The following is a 17,975-nucleotide window of genomic DNA, read 5'->3' on the forward strand; positions in this document are numbered from 1 at the left end:
CACTGCAGCAAATTTGCCACAGATTCCGGGAAAATGCCTCGCGCGCGTGCGAGGCTTTGAGTTTGTCCTTTTTGCAATGCACCATTCATCAAATGAACCGTGCGCGCGTGAACCAAGGTCGATCGCCGTTGGAGTCGGATTGTCCCGGCTTCAGGACGCTGCGTCGCCACCGCCCGCATCACCGGCAGATCGGCTGACCATGACGCGGCAGGATCTTCATCGCAGGGACACCGCTCCCATCGAGAAGATCGATGCTGCCGGCGTTCTGGAGACGCCGCCGCCCCGGCTCGCCCACCTCGTCAAGCTCGGGCTTCTCGGGCTGGCCTTTGGGGGGATTTTCGTCGGCCTGCACATGGTGTCCGACAATGAAGATCGGTTGCTGCTGGAAACGCTCACCATCCTCGATCTTCTGGCGCTCAGCTTCCTTCTGCTGCTCGGCATTCGCCGCTGGCGGGAAGCGGCGGCCTACACGATCCGCGCCCAGCATCTGGTCAGCGAACTGGAGACGGCACGGCAGAGTGCGATCAGCGCGAACCTCGCCAAAAGCCGCTACCTTGCCAGCGTCAGCCACGAGATCCGCTCGCCGCTCAATGCCATCTATGGCTATGCCCAGCTGTTCGAGCGGGGCGATGGCGTCAACGCGCAGGAGGCAGCGCGGGTCATCCTGCGCTGCTCGGAGCATCTGACCAATCTGGTCGAGGGTTTGCTGGATATCTCCCAGCTCGAATTCGGGATGCTGCGCGTGCGCACCGAAGAGGTGCGCCTCAACAGCTTCCTCGACCATATCGTCTCGATGATGCGCCCCGCCGCTCATGCCAAGGGCCTCACCTTCACGCTGGAAAAGACCGGCCGCCTGCCGGAGATCGCCCGTTTCGACCAGAACCGGCTGCGCCAGGTGCTGATCAACCTGCTCTCCAACGCGATCAAGTTCACCCAACACGGCAGCGTGACGCTCAAAGTGGGTTATGCCGGGCAGATCGCCACCTTTGAGGTGAAGGACACCGGCCCCGGCATCGCGCCGGAAGACCGGCAGCGCATCTTCGAGCCATTCGAGCGCGGCGAGGGGCGGGAGTCCGGCGCCGGCCTCGGCCTCGCCATCTCGCGCACGCTGGTCGAGATTCTCGGCGGCCAGCTCGATCTGGTCAGCACGCCGGAAGGCGGCAGTTGTTTCCGCATCGTGATGATGCTGAGCGAGGTCGCCGGCAAGGCCCTCTCCTCGGCACCCATGCGCAAGCTCACCGGCTATGAGGGCAAGCCACGCCATGTCCTGCTGGTCGAGGACGATGCCGACCAACGCCAGTTCCTCGAGCAGTTGCTGCGCGGGCTCGGCTTTCAGGTCGAGGCGCGGCCAGATGGCGAACAGGCGCTGCTTGCCGCGCGCGAGACGCCGCCGGACCTCGCCATTCTGGACATCAGCCTGCCGGGGCTATCCGGCTGGGAGATCGGCTGCGAACTGCGCGCGATGTTCGGCGACCGGCTGCAAATCCTCATGCTCTCGGCCAATAGCGAGGAGCTGCACCGCCCGGAGCATGACAGTCCGCAGCACGATCGTTTTCTCGTCAAGCCTGTGGAATTTGAATCGCTTGTCGGCGCGATTGGCGATTTGCTGCAACTGACGTGGCGCTGGCAGGACGATGCGCCGGATGCCGGCAGTGCCGGGCCGGATACACCGTCCGCCCTGCAACCAGCGCCGGTTGCGCTCGACGACACCGCCCGCAAGCACATCGCCCGGATGCAGGAATGCCTGCGGATCGGGCACATTCGCGGGATCGAAACCGAGATCAAGCAGCTGGAGCGCGCCTCGCCCGCCGCCGAGCCGCTTGTTCGCCAGCTTTACCAGCACCTCGACCGATACGACCTGACCGCCATGGCGCGCCTCTTACAGGATTACTGACATGATTGGCATTCCCGGACATTCGGACACCGTCCTGATCGTCGATGACGAGCCGGACACGCTGCGGATGCTGACCGCCGCGCTGGAGACAGCCGAGATTTCCGTACTGGTCGCGACCTCAGGCCATGTGGCGCTGGCCCAGTTGGGCAACATCATGCCCGACCTCATCCTGATGGATGCGGTGATGCCCGGCATGGACGGGTTCGAGACCACGCAGAAGATCAAGGCCAATCCCCAGCTCGCCAGCATCCCGATCATCTTCATGACCGGCTTGACGGAAAGCGAGCATGTGGTCGAAGCTTTCGAGGTCGGCGGCGTGGATTATGTCCGCAAGCCGGTGGACCTGCAGGAGCTGCTGGCCCGCGTGCGCGTGCATATGGCCCAGGGGCGTGCCGTCCATGCCAGCGTCGCCAGTCTCGATGCGACCGACCGGCTGATCCTGGCCACCGATGCGCGCGGCAGCCTTTTGTGGTGCACCCCGCGTGCGGAACAGGCCATCTCGCGCGTCTCGCCCGGCTGGCTGCGCAGTGAATCCGCGCTGCCGGAAGAAATCCGCAATCAGATCGAGAAGCTGCTGACCAAGGACGAGGGCGTCGCCGGTAATGCCGTGCGCGTGCGACAGACCAAGGGCCAGGGCGAGCTGGAGATGCAGGTCATTGCCCATTATCGGGAGGATGAAGTGCTGATCCGCCTTAATGAGCTCAATCCCGAGCAGGATCTCGACCGCCTGCAGGAGCGCCTGCCGCTCACCCGGCGCGAGGCCGAGGTGCTGCTATGGGTGAGCTATGGCAAGCCCAACCGGGTGATCAGCGATGTGCTGGAGATCAGCCCGCGCACCGTCACCAAGCATCTGGAACGGATTTTCGACAAGCTGGGTGTGGAGACCCGCTCAGCCGCGGCGGCTGTCGCGATCCGCATGTTAGGCCAGTAGCGACTTCTTGCGCAGGGCGGGGGGAAGCCGCGGCGGCCGCATGTACGAGGCCTCCGGCGACGCGCCGCTGGACTTGCGCACCGCGATGGCCTCGATCTCGATCAGGTAGAGCGGGCCGACAAGCGCGGCGACCTGGAAAGTGGAGCGCGCAACGGTGTTGGGATTAGCCTGCGTGCCGAAGAACTGACGGAACCCCTCGTTAACGCCGGCGAAGTCCATCTTGCCGGTGCGCGGGTCCGCCGCGACGAACAGCGACAGCTTCACCAGATCGGACATCTTATAGCCCTGCGCCTCGAGCAGGCTCTTGATCTTGTTGAGGGTGCTGATCGTCTGGGCCTTGGTGTCGCCCATCTCCTCCAGCGTCTTGACCTCGCTCATCGGCTTGGCGGGATCGACCGGGGACGGCAGTTGGCCGGAGAGGTAGAAGGTCTCCATCCCCTCGCCGACGCGTACGCCATCCAGAATGATCGCGTTGGGATTACCCTTGATCCGCGTGACCTCTGCCTGAGCGGGCACCGCAGTCAGCAGTAGCGCGGCGGCACCTGCCAGAACGGTCTTGGCCAACATGGCCTTGAGAGACATGCGACCCAGGTCGCGGCGAGCCGAATAAGCGCGTCTAATCATAGTGATGTTAGCTACGAATACCCCCCCTCCGCCACCATACGACAAAATGCGTATGTCCGAATCCCGACCAGTCCGATCAGCTAGCCAGGCGCAAAAGAGCATATCACAGGGCGACGCGGGACGCTCGGCGCAACAACCATAACCCGCCGAAAAGACAGACAAAAAGGAGAGCGCACCACGAGAACAAGGGGGACGTCTTCATGATCACGCGCAGAAATATTGCTGCCCTATTGCTCCTTACGAGCGCAGCCATTCCCGCCGCAGCCGTGGCGCAAACGGCCGAAACGCCGCAGGAGCCGCCGGCCGATGGCGGCGAGATCATCGTCACCGGCACCCGTTCCACCGGCATGATGGCCGCAGAGAGCGCCGCGCCGATCCAGCTGCTGAGCTCCTCCGCACTTGAAAAGGTGGGTCAGCCCAACCTCAACCAGGCGCTCACCCAGCTCGTGCCGAGCTTCCAGGCGCAGACGCAGGGCACCGACATGGCGAGCTTCTCGCTTTCGGCCCGCCTGCGCGGCCTCAGCCCCAACCACACGCTGGTGCTGGTCAACGGCAAGCGCCGCCACGGCAACTCCATCCTGCAGGTCATCAACGGCGCCTTCGGCGGTTCCGCCGCGCCGAGCATCGACCTGATTCCGCCGGACATCGTTCAGCGCATCGAGGTGCTGCAGGACGGCGCCGCCGCGCAATATGGTTCGGACGCCATTGCCGGCGTCATCAACATCATCCTCAAGTCGGACACTTATGGCGGCGCGGTGAAGTTCAACGCCGGCCAATATTATGACGGCGAAGGCACGACCTACAGCGCGAGCGGCAATTTCGGCATGCCGATCGGCGAGAGCGGCTTCCTTGACCTGTCGCTCTTCCATCGTCGCAATGACTGGACAACGGTCGGCGACGGTCAGTTCTCGGTGCGGAACTATGACGGCACCACCGTCACCAACGTATCAGCAGCCTTCAAGCCGCTGCTCGACGCCTGCAATGCCAAAAATTGCACCGCCGGGATCAACGGCGGCCAGCCGGCATCCCAGCTGACGCTCGGCTTCTACAATTTCGGCTATGATTTCGGTGGCGTCGAGCTCTACTCGTTCGGCAATATCTCCTATCGTCATGGTGACGCCCTGCAGGGCTATCGCCATCCGACCCGCCTGTGCCGCACCACCGCCGGCACCGCGACCACCACGGACCCGACCAACTGCTTCGGCACCAGCGCCCAGACCGGCCTCGTGCCGCATATCGAGGTGAAGCAGGACGAATTCCAGTTCACCACCGGCCTGCGCGGCGAGATCAGCGGCTGGGACTGGGATCTGGCCGGCAGCTATTCGGAAGATGTCGCGAAGGTCTACACCACCAATTCGGCCAACGCGTCGCTGTTTGTCGCGACCGGCCAGTCGCCGTCCGACTTCTATGACGGCAGCTTCAAGTTCACCCAGTTCGTCGGCACCCTCGATCTTCGCAAGGAGTTCGACGTGGGCTTCGAGGATCCGCTGAATTTCGCCATCGGCGCGGAATATCGCAAGGAAACCTACGCCATTGGCGCTGGCGACGCGCTGTCGCGCTATGTCGAGGGTGGCCAGTCCTTCCCCGGCTATGCTCTCAGCGATGCCGGCACACTCTCGCGCAACGCCAAGGCGGCTTATATCGACGTCGCCGTCAACCCGGTGCCCGACTGGACCGTGGATGTCGCCGGCCGCTACGAGCATTACAGCGACTTCGGCGACACGACGATCGGCAAGATCACGACGCGCTACGACTTCTCGCCGGCCTTCGCGATCCGCGGGACGGCCAGCACGGGCTTCCGCGCACCCTCACTGCAGGAATCCGGCTACTCGGCCACGAACGTCGGGCCGACCTCTGCCACGCTGCAACTTGCGCCCAGTTCGCCGGGATCGGCCAGCGCCGGGTTCGGCGCGCTCAGTCCGGAAAAGTCGGTCAACTTCTCTGCCGGTATCGTGCTCCGCCCGATCTCGCGCCTGACGATTACGCTGGATGGCTATCTCATCAAGATCAAGGACCGCATCGTGTCCTCGGGCAGCATCACCGGCCAGCAGTTCGTCAACCTGACGTCGCCGCCGCAACGTGTCGGTATCGACACGCCGGCCGCGCTGATCAATGGCCTGACGCCCTATGACCTGGTGATCAACGCCATCAATGCCAGCGGCAAGCAGCTCGATCCGACCGTGCGGACGAACGGTTCGCTGGCGATCCAGACCTTCACCAACGGCATCGATACCCGGACGATGGGCCTGGAACTCGCCGCGCGTTATCCGGTCGATCTGCCCTTCGGTAACATCGATTTCTCGATCGGCGGCAACTACAACCTCACCAAGGTCACGAAGAACAAGCTGGGCACCCTGTTCGGCCCAACCTCCGAGCAGATCATCGAGAAGGCCAGCCCGGCCTTCAAGGGCAACTTCAGCGCCCTGTTCACCAGCGGCAAGTTCACCGCCAATGCCCGCGTGAATTACTACAGCAAGACCAATCAGTTCGTGCAGCCCAACAGCACATCGGCCAACGGCAATGCGAGCCGTGGCATCGCTGCCCTGCCCGCGCCGATCCTGCTGTCGAACAACCAGCGTTACTACAATGCCGAGGTGGCGCCGGCCGCGATCGTCGATCTGGAGTTCAGCTACGAGATCACCAAGTTCGCCAACCTGGCGATCGGTGCCAACAACCTGTTCGACAAGATGCCGGAAGTGCCGGCACTCGTTGGAAACTACGATCCCGCGACGTGGCCGACGACCGGTGTCTCGCCCTACATCAACAACGGCGGCACGTTCAACGCGCCCTACACCTTCGGTCCTTACGGGTCGAACGGCGGATATTACTACGCCCGCCTGACGCTCAAGTTCTGATCGAACAAGACGAGCCACTTTACATCAACAGTATCTGGACGAGGAGAATGACATTGAAGAAGACCGGCATCACCGCCGCCATGTTGTCAGGAGCGCTGCTTGCAGCGCTCCCCTCGGCCGCCGGCGCGCAGACCGTCGAGCGCACCTATGGCGCGCCGAACTCCCCCATCGCCTCGCTGGCCTTCGTGCCGGCGGGCGCGAACATGATGTTCGTCTCCGGCACCACACCCTCGCCGGTCGATCCGGCCAAGCCGGAAGAATTGGGCGATACCAAAGCGCAGACGCTCAGCATCCTCACCAAGATGAAGGCATCGCTGGAAGCCAAGGGCTTTTCCATGGGCGACATCGTCAAGATGACGGTGTTCCTGGTCGGCACCCCGGAGACGGGGGGCCGCATGGACTCAGCCGGGATGAATGAGGTGTTCCGCACCTTCTTCGGCACGGCGGAACAACCCAACAAGCCCACCCGCTCGACAATCCAGGTCGCCGCGCTGGGCCGCCCGACCATGTATGTGGAGATCGAGGCCATCGCGGCGAAAATGCCGTGAGGGTCGAGGGAGGCGCATCGGGGGATCGCGCCTCCCTTTTCCACCGGGCACCGGCATCAAAGGACAAGCAAGGATGACGACATCACTGCGGCCGACCCGGCGGGATATGCTGGCGATGATCGGCAAGGTCGGCGGCACGGTCGCGCTCTATCAGGCGATGACAGCGCTGGGCCATGCGGCGGAATCGCAATTCACCGGCCCGCCCCAGCTCACCGGCGCGCCCAAGGGCAAGAAGGTGCTGATCCTCGGCGCCGGCCTTGCGGGTCTCGTTGCTGCCTATGAGTTGCAGCGCGCGGGCTATGCCGTCGAAATACTCGAATATCAGGATCGCCCCGGCGGCCGGAATTACTCGGTGCGTGGTGGCGACAAGGTCGTGGAAGTCGGCGGCGTCTCGCAGACCTGCGCCTTCCAGCCCGGCAATTACCTCAATCCCGGCCCGTGGCGCATTCCGCACCATCACCGCTCGCTCCTGCACTATTGCAAGACGCTGGGCGTGGCGATGGAGCCGTTCATCCAGCTCGATCACAATGCGTTCGTCCACAACAGCAAGGCGTTCGGCGGGAAGCCGCAGCGCTACAAGGAGCTTGCGGTCGATTTCAAAGGCCATGTCTCCGACCTGCTCGGCAAGGCGCTCAATGCGGGCGCGCTGAATGAGGCGGTGACCAAGGAAGATCAGGAAAAGCTGCTCGAATCCCTGCGCGACTTTGGCCTGCTCGATGGCGACCTCAATTTCACCAGCAGCCTGCGCGTCTCCGGACAGCGCGGCTATGATCGCGCGCCCGGCGGCGGCGTCAACGGCGCGCCCACACCCTCGAAGATCAACAGCCTGTCCGACGTGCTCTCGTCCGACATCTGGGCGCATATGAGCTTCTTCTTCAACAATGTGATGCAGACGACCATGTTCCAGCCCAAGGGCGGCATGGACATGATCGGCAAGGCCTTCGCCCGCGCTGTCGGCCCGGTGGTCCAGCTCAACACCAAGGTCACCCGCATCACGCAGGACGACAAGGGCGTCACCGCTTATTGGCAGGATATTCCCAGCGGCAAGACCGGCCAGAGCAGCGCCGACTGGTGCGTGAACACCATCCCCCTCCCCGTGCTCAGCCAGCTCGACATGCAGGTCGGTGCGCCACTCAAGGCCGCGATGCGCGCCGTGCCCTATAGCGGGCAGGTGAAGATCGGTCTGGAGATGCGCCGCCGCTTCTGGGAAGAAGACGACGCCATCTATGGCGGCCACAGCTTCACCGATCAGATCATCGGGTTGATCTCCTACCCCAATGACAGGATGTTCGGCAACGGCCCAGCCGTGCTGCTCGGCGCCTTCGCCCGCGATGCCGGCGGGTTCCAGCTTGCCGGCATGACGCCCGCCCAGCGCATCGAGATGGCACTGGCGCAGGGCTCGGTGTTCCACCCGGCCGCCTATCGCAAGGAGTTCATGAACGGCACGTCGGTGGCCTGGAGCCGCCTGCCCTGGATCCTGGGCTGCACCTCGCGCTGGTCGGACGACGCCCGCGCCGCGCATTACCAGAACCTTGTCGCGATGGATGGCCGCATCGTCCTCGCGGGCGAACATGCCTCTTATTACGGCGGCTGGATGGAGGGTTCGCTCCTCTCCGCGCTCGACGCCATCACCCGTATCCACCAGCGCGCCACCGGAGCCTGACGCCATGACCCTCAAAACCGCCGCCGCGCTCGCTCTGGCGGGCGCTCTCCTCGCCGCCACGGTGGCTGTCCGCGCGCAGGATGCGCCAGGCGGCGGGCCGACCAGCGTGGACATCTCCAATGAGGGCAAGGAGGTCTATGAGATGATCTGCCAGGCCTGCCACATGGCGGATGGCAAGGGCGGGGCCGGCGCCGGCGCGGCGATCCCGGCCATCGCGGGCAACGCCAACCTGGCGGACAAGGACTTCATCGCCACGATCCTGGTCAAGGGGCGCGGCGGCATGCCCTGGTTCACGGACATGCTCACGCCCGAGCAGATGGCCGCCGTCGCGACCTACGCGCGCAGCCACTTCAATAACTATCCCGATCCCGTCACGGCCGCCGACGTCAAGCGCGTCATCGCCGCGAACGGATCGTCGACGCGCGATTGCAGCACGTGCTGAGCCGTGGGGACGGCCCGGCACTTTTGGGGGACATGAGCATGACCGAATTTACGGCTCCGACACGGCGTGACCTGCTGGCGATGATTGGCAAGGCGGGCGGCGCCATGGCCATGTATCAGGCCATGACCGCCTTTGGCCATGCCGCCGAAACCCAGTTCACCGGCCCGCCCAAGCTCTCCGGCGCGCCCAAGGGAGCCAAGGTGCTGGTGCTCGGCGCAGGCCTTGCCGGCATGCTCGCGGCCTATGAGCTGCGCAAGGCCGGCTATGCCGTGCAGATCCTCGAATATCAAAACCGGCCCGGCGGGCGGAACTACTCGATCCGCGGTGGCGACAAGGTGGTCGAGGTCGGCGGCACGACGCAGACCTGCGAATTCCAGCCGGGCAATTACCTCAACCCCGGCCCGTGGCGCATCCCGCACCATCATCGCACCCTGCTCCATTACACCAAGGCCTTCGGTGTCGAGCTGGAGCCGTTCATCCAGCTCAATCACAATGCCTGGGTCCACAACAGCAAGGCGTTCGGCGGCAAGCCCCAGCGCTACAAGGAGCTGGCCGTTGATTATAAGGGCCATGTCTCCGAGCTGCTCGGCAAGGCGCTGAATGCCGGCGCGCTCGATCAGAAGGTCACCAAGGAGGACAAGGAGAAGCTGGTCGAGGCCTTGCGGGAATGGGGTCTGCTCGATGGCGACCTGAATTACACCAGCGGCCTGCGTACCTCTGGCCAGCGCGGCTATGATCGCGCGCCCGGCGGCGGCGTCAACGGCGCGCCGACGCCTTCCAAGATCAACGATCTGGGCGATGTGCTGGATTCCGGCGTGTGGCAGCAGATGAGCTTCTTCTTCACCAATGTGATGCAGACGACGATGTTCCAGCCCAAGGGCGGCATGGACATGATCGGCAAGGGCTTTGCCAAGCAGGTCGGCGACCTGATCACCTACAATGCCAAGGTGACGAAGATCGCGCAGGGCGAGAAAGGCGTCACCGTCTCCTGGCAGGACCTGACCTCCAGCGCGATGCATGAGGCGAAGGCAGATTATTGCGTCTGCACAATTCCGCTGGGCGTGCTCAACCAGCTCGAGCTGCAGGCGAGCGCTCCCCTCAAGGCCGCCATCGCCGCCGTGCCCTACTCCAACTCGGTGAAGATGGGCCTGGAGATGCGCAGCCGCTTCTGGGAGGAGAAGGACGCGATCTATGGTGGCCACAGCTTCACCGACCAGCAGATTTCGCTGATCTCTTACCCCAACTTCGACTTCTTCGCGGACAAGCCGGCGGTGCTGCTCGGGGCCTTTGCAGGCGGCGCCGGCGGCTATGCGCTGGCCGGCATGACGCCGCAGCAGCGCATCGAAACCGCGCTGGCGCAAGGATCGGTGTTCCACCCGGAAGACTATCGCAAGCAGTTTATGAACGGAGTCTCCTTCGCCTGGAGCCGCACGCCGTGGATCATGGGATGCTGCGCCACCTGGTCGGAGGCGGCGCGCGCGCAGCACTACCAGAATCTGGTCGCCATGGATGGCCGCATCGTCCTCGCGGGCGAGCATGCGTCTTATTATGGCTGCTGGATGGAGGGCGCTCTGCTCTCCTCGCTGGATGCCATTGAGCGACTGCACAAAAAAGCAGTGGCTGGCTGATCGAAACTGGGGCAAAGTAGACAAAATCTACTATCGATATGGATGACGCCGTGGACCTTCTAAACCGGCTGCCGGGCGCCGCCGGGCATCCTCTCTCCTCGTGGCGGCAGGGCACCCTGCTGATCGGGCTCGCGCTTCTCGCGGCATGCGGCAAGGGCGAAACCGAGCAGAAGCGGCAGCCGCCCCTGGTATCGGCGACAAAACCTGCCACCCACGTCTTCCGGGACGAGATTCAGGCCGTCGGCACCGCGCGCGCCAATGAGCAGGTGACGCTTGCCGCCAATGTGACCGAGCGGATCGAGCGGCTGATGTTCGATGATGGCATGTTCGTCCGGTCCGGCCAGTTGCTGGCGGTGCTTTCCAACGCGCAGGAGCAGGCAGCATTGGCCGGCGCCCGGGCAAGCGCCACCGAGGCCGCCTCGCAGCTCGACCGCGTCAACAGCCTGTATGAGCAGGGCTTCGCCACGCGCGCCCTGCTCGATCAGCAGCGCGCCGCCCTGAGCGAGGCCCGGGCCAGTCAGGATGGCATCAAGGCCCAGCTTGGCGACCGGCTGATCCGCGCGCCTTTCTCGGGCTATCTTTCGCTCCGCACCATCTCCGAGGGCGCCATCGTCAACAGCGGCACGCCACTGGTGACGATCAGCGACCTGTCGCGCATCAAGCTGGATTTCACCGTGCCGGAAACGCAGCTCGGTGCCTTGCGCATCGGCCAGCCGATCCGGGCCTCCTCCTCGGCCTATCCCGATGATGTGCTGCAGGGCACGATCAGCACCATCGATCCGGTCATCGATCCGGCAAGCCGCGCCGTCATGGTCCGTGCGACGCTCCCCAATCCCGGCGCGCGGATCAAGCCCGGCATGTTGCTGACCGTCCGCATCGAGACCGGACAGCGCACCGCGCTCGCCGTGCCCGAGACTGCGGTGCTGAGCCAGGGTGACCGGCGCTATGTCTACACACTCGACAAGGACCGCAAGGCCAAGCGGATGGACGTGCGCACCGGGCTGCGAGACAATGGGCTGATGGAAGTGAGCGGCCTGCCGCAGGATGCGCTGGTCGTCTCCGAAGGCGTGGTGAAGGTCGCGGAAGGCCGGCCCGTGCGTCTGGCCGAAGTCGAAAGCAGCAATAGCGCGCAGACTGAAGAGATCGCGCCCAAGGGCACCGCCACGCCGGAAGCGCGGCCATGATCCTTTCGGATATTTCGGTGCGGCGGCCAGTGGTCGCCGCCGTGATGTCCCTCCTGCTCGCGATCATCGGCTTCGTCGGCTTCATGAACCTGTCCGTGCGCGAATATCCGGACACCGACCCGCCCATCGTCTCGGTCGAAACGCGCTATACCGGCGCCAATGCCAGCGTGATCGAGAACCGCATCACCCAGCCGCTGGAGCAGCGGCTTGCTGGCATCGAGGGGATCGAGACGATCAGCTCGACCTCGCGCGACGGCACCTCCAGCATCGTGATCGAATTCCGCGCCGGACGCGATGTCGATGCGGCCGCCAACGATGTGCGCGACCGGGTCGCCGGCGGAGCGGCGGACCGTCCGGACGACGCCCTGCCGCCGGAAGTGCGCAAGGTCGATTCCGATTCCCAGCCGATCATCTTCTTTGCCGTGATGGCGCCGGGCTGGGACCGCACCAAGCTCGGCGATTTCGTCTCGCGGGTCGTGGTTGACCGACTCTCGACCATCGATGGCGTGGCGCAGATCGTCGAACTCGGCATGGCCAAGCCCGCCATGCGCGTGTGGCTCAATGCCGATCGGCTGGCGGCCTTTCGGCTGACCCCCGGCGATGTCGAGGCCGCGCTGCGCCGGCAGAATGTCGAGCTGCCCGCCGGGCGGATCGAGGCGGAGGCGCAAAACCTATCGCTCCGCGTCCAGCGCGACTTCACGACCCCGCAGGACTTTGCCCAGCTTGTCATCGGACGGGGCAGCGATGGCTATCAGGTGCGCCTGGGCGATGTCGCGCGCATCGAGGAAGGGCCGGAAAATCCCTATTCCATCTTCCGCTACAACGGCGAAACAGGCGTTGGCCTCGGCATCGTTCGCCAGTCAGGCGCCAACACGCTGGCGGTGGCGCAAGCCGCCAAGGCGGCTGTTGCGGATCTGAGCAAGAACCTGCCCGAGGGCGTCGAGATCCGCATGGGTGGCGACAGCACCATGTTCATCGACGAGGCCATTCGCGGCGTGTGGCACACCATCTTCGAGGCGGCGCTGCTCGTCACCATCGTGGTATTCTTCTTCCTCGGCAGCCTCCGCGCGACATTGGTGCCGATGATCACCGTGCCGATCTGCCTGCTGACGACCTTCGGCGTGCTGTGGCTGGCCGGCTATTCGATCAACCTGCTCACCTTGCTGGCGCTGGTGCTGGCAATCGGCCTTGTGGTCGATGACGCCATCGTCGTCCTCGAGAATGTCTATCATCGTATTGAGGAAGGCGAAGACCCGCTCTTTGCCGCCTTTTACGGCGCGCGGCAGGTCGGCTTTGCCGTCGTCGCCTCCACCATGGTGGTATGCGCCGTGTTCGTGCCGGTGATGTTCCTCTCCGGCCAGGCCGGCTCGCTGTTCCGCGAACTGGCGGTGGCGATGATCGCCGCGGTCGGCGTCTCGGGCTTCCTCGCCCTCACGCTGACGCCGATGATGTGCTCCAAGCTGCTCAAGGGCAGCCAGCGCGGCCGCCTGACGGCCAAGATCGACCGGTTGATGGAGCGGACGGAAAACGGCTATCGCAACGCGCTCGGCTCGGTGCTCCGCCGCCCCCTGCCGGTGATCGTCGCGTCCGTACTGCTGATCGCCGGCAGCGCGGTGCTGTTCCGCAGCCTGGATTCCGAACTCGCCCCGGCGGAAGACACCGGCGTGATCCAGGTCCGCCTCAACAGCCCGGAAGGGACGGGCTTTGCGCAGGCCGACAAATATCTGCACCAGGCCGAAACGCTGGTCCTGCCCATGGTCGCCGAGGATGGCCCGGTGCGCGGGATGAATGCGCGCATCGGCGGTTTCGGCGGCGGCACCGACGATTTCAACAGCAGCAGCCTCTCGGTGTTCATGAAGCATTGGGACGAGCGCAAGGAAAGCTCGCAGAGCGTCGCGCAGGAGGTCAACAAGCGGCTGGCAGGCCTGCCATCCGTGCGCGGCAACGCCACCGTCACCAACCGCCTTTCGCGCGGCGGCCAGCCGATCAGCTTCGTGATTGCCGGCACCAGCTATGAGGATCTGGCCGTCGCGCGGGACCGCATATTGGATGCGGCGCGCGACAACCCCGGCATCGTCAATCTCGATGCCGACTATGTCGAGAACAAGCCGCAACTGCTGATCGAGATCGATCATCAGCGGGCCGGTGACCTCGGCATTTCCGTCAATGACATCAGCCAGGCGCTGCAGACGATGATGGGGTCGCGCCGCACGTCGACCTATGTGCGCGACGGCGAGGAATATTATGTCGTCCTGCAGGCGGAATCCTTCAATCGCGACGATGAGGCATCGCTGGCGAAAGTCTATGTCCGCGCCGCCGGCGGCGCACTGGTTCCGCTCTCCAACCTGCTGATCGTCAAGCAGGCGGCGACGGCACGCGAGCTGGGCCGCTTCAACAAGATGCGCGCCATTACGCTCAGTGGCGGCCTGGCCGAGGGCTATTCTCTCGGGCGCGCACTCGACTTTCTCAATGAGCAGGCGCGCCAGTCGCCGGAAGTGACCGCCGTGGGCTATAAGGGTGAGAGCCGCAGCTTCATGCAGACCGGCACCTCGATCTGGATCGCGTTCGGCTTTACCGTGGTGGTGATCTACCTGCTGCTCTCCGCCCAGTTCGAAAGCTTCGTCCACCCGCTGGTGATCATTTCCGCTGTGCCGCTGGGCGCCGCGGGCGGCATTATTGGCTTGGCGGTGACGGGGACCAGCATCAACCTGTTTAGTCAGATCGGCATGATCATGCTGGTCGGCCTCGCGGTGAAGAACGGCATTCTGATCGTCGAATATGCCAACCAGTTGCGCGACGAAGGCCGGGATTTTCTGGTGGCGATCAGCGACGCGTCCGTCCGCCGCCTCCGCCCGATCCTGATGACCTCCATCGCCACGGTCGCAGGCGCCATTCCGCTGGCAATCGGCGGGGGTGCCGGCGCGCATGCCCGCTCGTCCATCGGCTGGGTGATCGTGTTCGGCGTCAGCATCGCGACGGCCATCACCCTATTCGTAGTGCCTTTGCTCTACAGCCGCTTTGCGCGGGGCACATCCTCGCCCCAGACCGTCACCCGCCGCCTGCGTGCGCTGATGGGCAAGAACGGGAAGCCCGATGGAACGGCCCAGCCGGCGGAATGATCCGGCCCCGCTAACCGGCCACGCCAGCCAGCTGGGCGACGCCCCAAACGCAAACGGCGCGCCACTCGATGACCGAGGGCGCGCCGCTCAACGACGATGAGATCGTGATGGATCAGTCCATGGTCGCCATGCGCGCATTGCTGTTGGACAGCTGCGCGATGCGGGTCTCGCTGACCTGCTTCATCGACTTGCGGCACTTGAAGTCCGGCGCCAGATCGGCATTCACGCGGTTGCCCGGGTTGCAGGCAGCGGCGATTTCACGAGCGACGCGACCGCGAAACTGGTCGACGCTCTCGGCGTCGGCGAAGTTCACGCCGTCCGTGGAGACGCGCACTTCGACATTTTCACGGGGCTTGGCGAATCCGGCGCTCGAACCGACGAGCAGACCAGCCGCGACGAGGGCGGCGGCAACGATTTTCATGTCTGTTACTCCTGCAAACTCAATTGTTCTTTTCGGTAACTCTTGATGAAGTCAGGCTCGTGACGCTCACAAGGAGCGGTCCTGAACCTGTCCAGCGTTCTTGAGTGCGCTTGCCGTCCAGATAGGTCTGCGGGCGTTCACGGACAAGGCAAAATCGTCGCTGCGCCGCAGAAATCAGCCATTTTTTGATGTTGCACGGCAGGAAAGCTATGCGCCCCTTGCAATGTCGCAGTACGCCAGGAGACAAGTTTTCGCGTGGCGCTCAGCTCGCGGAAGTCACGCCGGCGGCGTTGTTCGATGGATTGCGCAAAATCGCGGCCACGTTCCAACCACGCGCGGTGCGATCATCCGCCATCAAGTCAAATTTCGGAATATTGTGGCTTACGTTCAAAAGTTTACGCCCGTAATCGACCGATACTTGGATCACCCTGCAAAATCGGTCGCGTTGCCTTGACCATAGCCGTGCCCACCGGCGGTCTCGACGATGCCGGCCCGGACTAGACAGCGGACAGCCGAGATCACCGGTGCGTTGTGCATTTATGTGCAACTTTTTCTTACGCTGCATGGGCGAAATAAGCCGGCGAAATTATTTTTGCGGGCCACGCCATATTCGACCCCATATGGCGTCATTCGCCCGGATGATGCGCTCGTCGCTCGCGATTTGCGCCGCCGTTTGTCGAGTCGCGCATCCACCCGGTTGTTTTGGATGACGGCCTGATGCAAGGGAGAGGAGAACCGCAAACGCGGACAGACAGGCCCTCGGGGCAAGGACGACGGAACAGAGTCATGATAGCGACGGACAAGCCGATTGTGTTGTTTGGGGGTGGTGGTTTCGTCGGCCGCCACGTGGCGCAGGAGCTGCTGGCGAAGGGCTATCGCCTGCGCATCGCCCAGCGCGATCCGCGTCAGGCCTTTGCGGTGCGCACGCTGGGCGGCATGGGCCAGATCCAGTTCGCGGCCGTGGACATCACCCGCGCCGATCAGGTCACTGCAGCCCTCACGGGCGCATCGGCGGCGGTCAACTTCGTCGGCCTGCTGACCGGCGATATGCACGCCGCGCATGTGGTGGGCGCACAGACCATATCCGAGGCTGCGGCGGCCGCGCGCCTTGAGGCGCTGGTTCACGTCTCCGCCATTGGCGCGGACGCTGCCAGTGCGTCTGCCTATGGGCGGACCAAGGCCGAGGGCGAAGCGGCGGTCCGCAGCGCCTTCCCGCGCGCGACCATCGTGCGGCCCTCGATCGTGTTCGGTCAGGACGACCAGTTCACCAACCGCTTTGCCCGCCTGATCGCCTCGGGATCGACCCTGCCTGGCCAGATCGTCCCGGTGATCCGTGGCGAGACGCGCTTTCAGCCGGTGCACGTGGTCGATGTCGCCCGCGCCATCGCGCAGGCCGTGACGCAGCCCGAGGATCATGCCGGTCAGACCTATGAGCTGGGCGGCCCGGACACGCTCTCCCTGCGCCAGATCAACAACTGGATCGCGGCCGAGATCGGTCGCCCGTGCAGCTTCCTGCCCATCCCAGACGGTGTGGCCAAGGCACTGGCCATGCTGACCGGCTGGGCACCGGGCGCGCCGATCACGCGCGACCAGTTCGAGATGCTGCTGAGCGACAATGTCGTTGCGCCGGGCGCGGCGGGCTTCGAGCAGTTCGGCATCACCCCAGCCCCGATGGCGGCGATTGCGCCGGCATGGCTTGAGCAATATCGCAAGCAGGGGCGGTTCGGCGTCACGGCACGGGCCTGACGACCATCCGTTGGGGGCACTGGCGCTCGTGGCGCGCCCCTGCCCGCCCGCGCCAGACACCCGCCTCGATTCAAGGATTGCGCCCGCATGGATAGCAACGTCTTCACCGCCATTCTGCTGGGCATATTGGAAGGGCTGACCGAGTTTCTGCCCGTCTCCTCGACAGGCCACCTCATTCTGGCGAGCGAGTTGCTGGGCTTTACCGGCGAATCGTCGGTGACGTTCAAGATCGCCATCCAGTTCGGTGCCATTCTCGCTGTGATGGCTGTCTACTGGCAGCGCTTCTGGGGCGTGGGCACGGGCCTGCTCAAGGGCCGACCGGACGATATCGCCTTCACCCGCAACGTGTTCCTCGGCTTTGCGCCGGCGCTGGTCATCGGCGTTCTCGCTTATGAAGCGGTGCGCGCCGCCATCCAGACCCCGATGATCGTGGCGGTCGCCCTCATCATCGGCGGCATTCTGATGCTGGTGCTGGAGCGGATGGTGAAGACCGTGCGGGTCAAGTCGGTAGAAACCATGCCGTTTACCACCGCGCTCGGCATCGGACTGGTGCAGTGCATCGCGATGATACCGGGCGTAAGCCGGTCCGGCGCGACCATTTTGGGGGCGCTAACCATGGGCGTCGACCGCAAGACGGCAGCGGAATACAGCTTCTTCCTCGCCGTCCCCACGATGCTTGCAGCGACCGTCTATGCGCTGTGGAAAGATCGCGCGCTGCTCAACGCCGACGATCTGGGGATGATCGCCATCGGTTTCGGCATGGCATTCCTCACTGCGCTGTTCGTCGTGAAGGGCTTTGTCGCCGTCGTGACCCGCTACGGTTTCAAGCCTTTTGCCTGGTACCGAATCATAGCCGGGTCGATTGCGCTGATCGCCCTTTTGATGCGGTAGGACCGGATCGGACCTATAAGGGGTTTAGA

Annotated in this window: 14 protein-coding genes; 12 read left to right on the forward strand and 2 right to left on the reverse strand. The window is 64.4% G+C overall.

Annotation, left to right across the window (positions count from 1 at the left end; genetic code table 11):
* The first annotated feature begins 199 nt into the window (after positions 1 to 199).
* Together M2334_RS14070 and M2334_RS14075 are read left to right on the forward strand one after the other, a co-directional pair.
* Positions 200 to 1,894, forward strand: a complete 1,695-nt coding sequence (locus tag M2334_RS14070; RefSeq protein ID WP_264605741.1) for a hybrid sensor histidine kinase/response regulator — start codon at positions 200 to 202, stop codon at positions 1,892 to 1,894.
* 1 nt (position 1,895) lies between these two features.
* Positions 1,896 to 2,825 carry a DNA-binding response regulator gene (locus M2334_RS14075; RefSeq protein WP_181558759.1) on the forward strand — a complete coding sequence of 310 codons (930 nt, stop codon included), beginning with the start codon at positions 1,896 to 1,898 and terminating at the stop codon, positions 2,823 to 2,825.
* Here M2334_RS14075 and M2334_RS14080 read toward each other — a convergent pair.
* Entirely contained in the window at positions 2,814 to 3,407 is a 594-nt protein-coding gene (locus tag M2334_RS14080) for a RidA family protein (RefSeq protein ID WP_264605742.1), read from the reverse strand. The two genes, M2334_RS14075 and M2334_RS14080, sit on opposite strands and share 12 nt — an antisense overlap.
* A gap of 242 nt (positions 3,408 to 3,649) precedes the next feature.
* Between M2334_RS14080 and M2334_RS14085 the strand changes: the two genes are divergently transcribed.
* From M2334_RS14085 to M2334_RS14115, 7 genes are all read left to right on the forward strand, one after another.
* On the forward strand, positions 3,650 to 6,304 hold the full coding sequence (locus M2334_RS14085; protein ID WP_264584306.1) for a TonB-dependent receptor plug domain-containing protein: 2,655 nt from the start codon (positions 3,650 to 3,652) through the stop codon (positions 6,302 to 6,304).
* A gap of 47 nt (positions 6,305 to 6,351) precedes the next feature.
* Positions 6,352 to 6,852, forward strand: coding sequence for a Rid family hydrolase (locus tag M2334_RS14090; RefSeq protein WP_264578208.1), 501 nt, complete (start codon positions 6,352 to 6,354; stop codon positions 6,850 to 6,852).
* Between the two features lie 73 nt (positions 6,853 to 6,925).
* The gene (locus M2334_RS14095) at positions 6,926 to 8,515 is read left to right on the forward strand and encodes a flavin monoamine oxidase family protein (RefSeq protein ID WP_264595094.1); all 1,590 of its coding nucleotides are present in this window, start codon (positions 6,926 to 6,928) and stop codon (positions 8,513 to 8,515) included.
* Positions 8,516 to 8,519: 4 nt separating this feature from the next.
* Complete coding sequence (locus M2334_RS14100) at positions 8,520 to 8,957, forward strand: c-type cytochrome (protein ID WP_264576522.1); 438 nt, start codon at positions 8,520 to 8,522, stop codon at positions 8,955 to 8,957.
* A gap of 38 nt (positions 8,958 to 8,995) precedes the next feature.
* Positions 8,996 to 10,585, forward strand: a complete 1,590-nt coding sequence (locus tag M2334_RS14105) for a flavin monoamine oxidase family protein (RefSeq protein WP_264586598.1) — start codon at positions 8,996 to 8,998, stop codon at positions 10,583 to 10,585.
* A 38-nt stretch (positions 10,586 to 10,623) separates the two neighbouring features.
* Complete coding sequence (locus M2334_RS14110; protein WP_264595096.1) at positions 10,624 to 11,769, forward strand: efflux RND transporter periplasmic adaptor subunit; 1,146 nt, start codon at positions 10,624 to 10,626, stop codon at positions 11,767 to 11,769.
* Positions 11,766 to 14,888 carry an efflux RND transporter permease subunit gene (locus M2334_RS14115; RefSeq protein WP_264586597.1) on the forward strand — a complete coding sequence of 1,041 codons (3,123 nt, stop codon included), beginning with the start codon at positions 11,766 to 11,768 and terminating at the stop codon, positions 14,886 to 14,888. The genes M2334_RS14110 and M2334_RS14115 overlap by 4 nt, the downstream gene beginning before the upstream one ends.
* Positions 14,889 to 15,000: 112 nt before the next feature.
* Here M2334_RS14115 and M2334_RS14120 read toward each other — a convergent pair whose 3' ends face one another.
* Positions 15,001 to 15,309 (reverse strand): UrcA family protein, encoded by a 309-nt coding sequence (locus tag M2334_RS14120; RefSeq protein ID WP_264572066.1) that lies wholly within the window; start codon positions 15,307 to 15,309, stop codon positions 15,001 to 15,003.
* Positions 15,310 to 15,409: 100 nt separating this feature from the next.
* Between M2334_RS14120 and M2334_RS14125 the strand changes: the two genes are divergently transcribed.
* The 3 genes from M2334_RS14125 (at position 15,410) to M2334_RS14135 (ending at position 17,946) form a co-directional block, all read left to right on the forward strand.
* Positions 15,410 to 15,763 carry a hypothetical protein gene (locus M2334_RS14125; RefSeq protein ID WP_264605743.1) on the forward strand — a complete coding sequence of 118 codons (354 nt, stop codon included), beginning with the start codon at positions 15,410 to 15,412 and terminating at the stop codon, positions 15,761 to 15,763.
* A gap of 332 nt (positions 15,764 to 16,095) precedes the next feature.
* The gene (locus tag M2334_RS14130) at positions 16,096 to 17,055 is read left to right on the forward strand and encodes a complex I NDUFA9 subunit family protein (protein ID WP_264605744.1); all 960 of its coding nucleotides are present in this window, start codon (positions 16,096 to 16,098) and stop codon (positions 17,053 to 17,055) included.
* An 87-nt stretch (positions 17,056 to 17,142) separates the two neighbouring features.
* Positions 17,143 to 17,946 (forward strand): undecaprenyl-diphosphate phosphatase, encoded by an 804-nt coding sequence (locus M2334_RS14135; RefSeq protein WP_264605745.1) that lies wholly within the window; start codon positions 17,143 to 17,145, stop codon positions 17,944 to 17,946.
* Positions 17,947 to 17,975 lie beyond the last annotated feature (29 nt).

Source organism: Sphingobium sp. B11D3D (genome assembly GCF_025961755.1).
Taxonomy (GTDB): domain Bacteria; phylum Pseudomonadota; class Alphaproteobacteria; order Sphingomonadales; family Sphingomonadaceae; genus Sphingobium.

Bases quoted from the DNA above. Each gene is read 5' to 3' on its own strand.
- M2334_RS14070 (WP_264605741.1), top strand. From the start codon at position 200: ATGACGCGGCAGGATCTTCATCGCAGGGACACCGCTCCCATCGAGAAG.
- M2334_RS14075 (WP_181558759.1), top strand. From the start codon at position 1,896: ATGATTGGCATTCCCGGACATTCGGACACCGTCCTGATCGTCGATGAC.
- M2334_RS14080 (WP_264605742.1), bottom strand. From the start codon at position 3,407: ATGTCTCTCAAGGCCATGTTGGCCAAGACCGTTCTGGCAGGTGCCGCC.
- M2334_RS14085 (WP_264584306.1), top strand. From the start codon at position 3,650: ATGATCACGCGCAGAAATATTGCTGCCCTATTGCTCCTTACGAGCGCA.
- M2334_RS14090 (WP_264578208.1), top strand. From the start codon at position 6,352: ATGACATTGAAGAAGACCGGCATCACCGCCGCCATGTTGTCAGGAGCG.
- M2334_RS14095 (WP_264595094.1), top strand. From the start codon at position 6,926: ATGACGACATCACTGCGGCCGACCCGGCGGGATATGCTGGCGATGATC.
- M2334_RS14100 (WP_264576522.1), top strand. From the start codon at position 8,520: ATGACCCTCAAAACCGCCGCCGCGCTCGCTCTGGCGGGCGCTCTCCTC.
- M2334_RS14105 (WP_264586598.1), top strand. From the start codon at position 8,996: ATGACCGAATTTACGGCTCCGACACGGCGTGACCTGCTGGCGATGATT.
- M2334_RS14110 (WP_264595096.1), top strand. From the start codon at position 10,624: ATGGATGACGCCGTGGACCTTCTAAACCGGCTGCCGGGCGCCGCCGGG.
- M2334_RS14115 (WP_264586597.1), top strand. From the start codon at position 11,766: ATGATCCTTTCGGATATTTCGGTGCGGCGGCCAGTGGTCGCCGCCGTG.
- M2334_RS14120 (WP_264572066.1), bottom strand. From the start codon at position 15,309: ATGAAAATCGTTGCCGCCGCCCTCGTCGCGGCTGGTCTGCTCGTCGGT.
- M2334_RS14130 (WP_264605744.1), top strand. From the start codon at position 16,096: ATGATAGCGACGGACAAGCCGATTGTGTTGTTTGGGGGTGGTGGTTTC.
- M2334_RS14135 (WP_264605745.1), top strand. From the start codon at position 17,143: ATGGATAGCAACGTCTTCACCGCCATTCTGCTGGGCATATTGGAAGGG.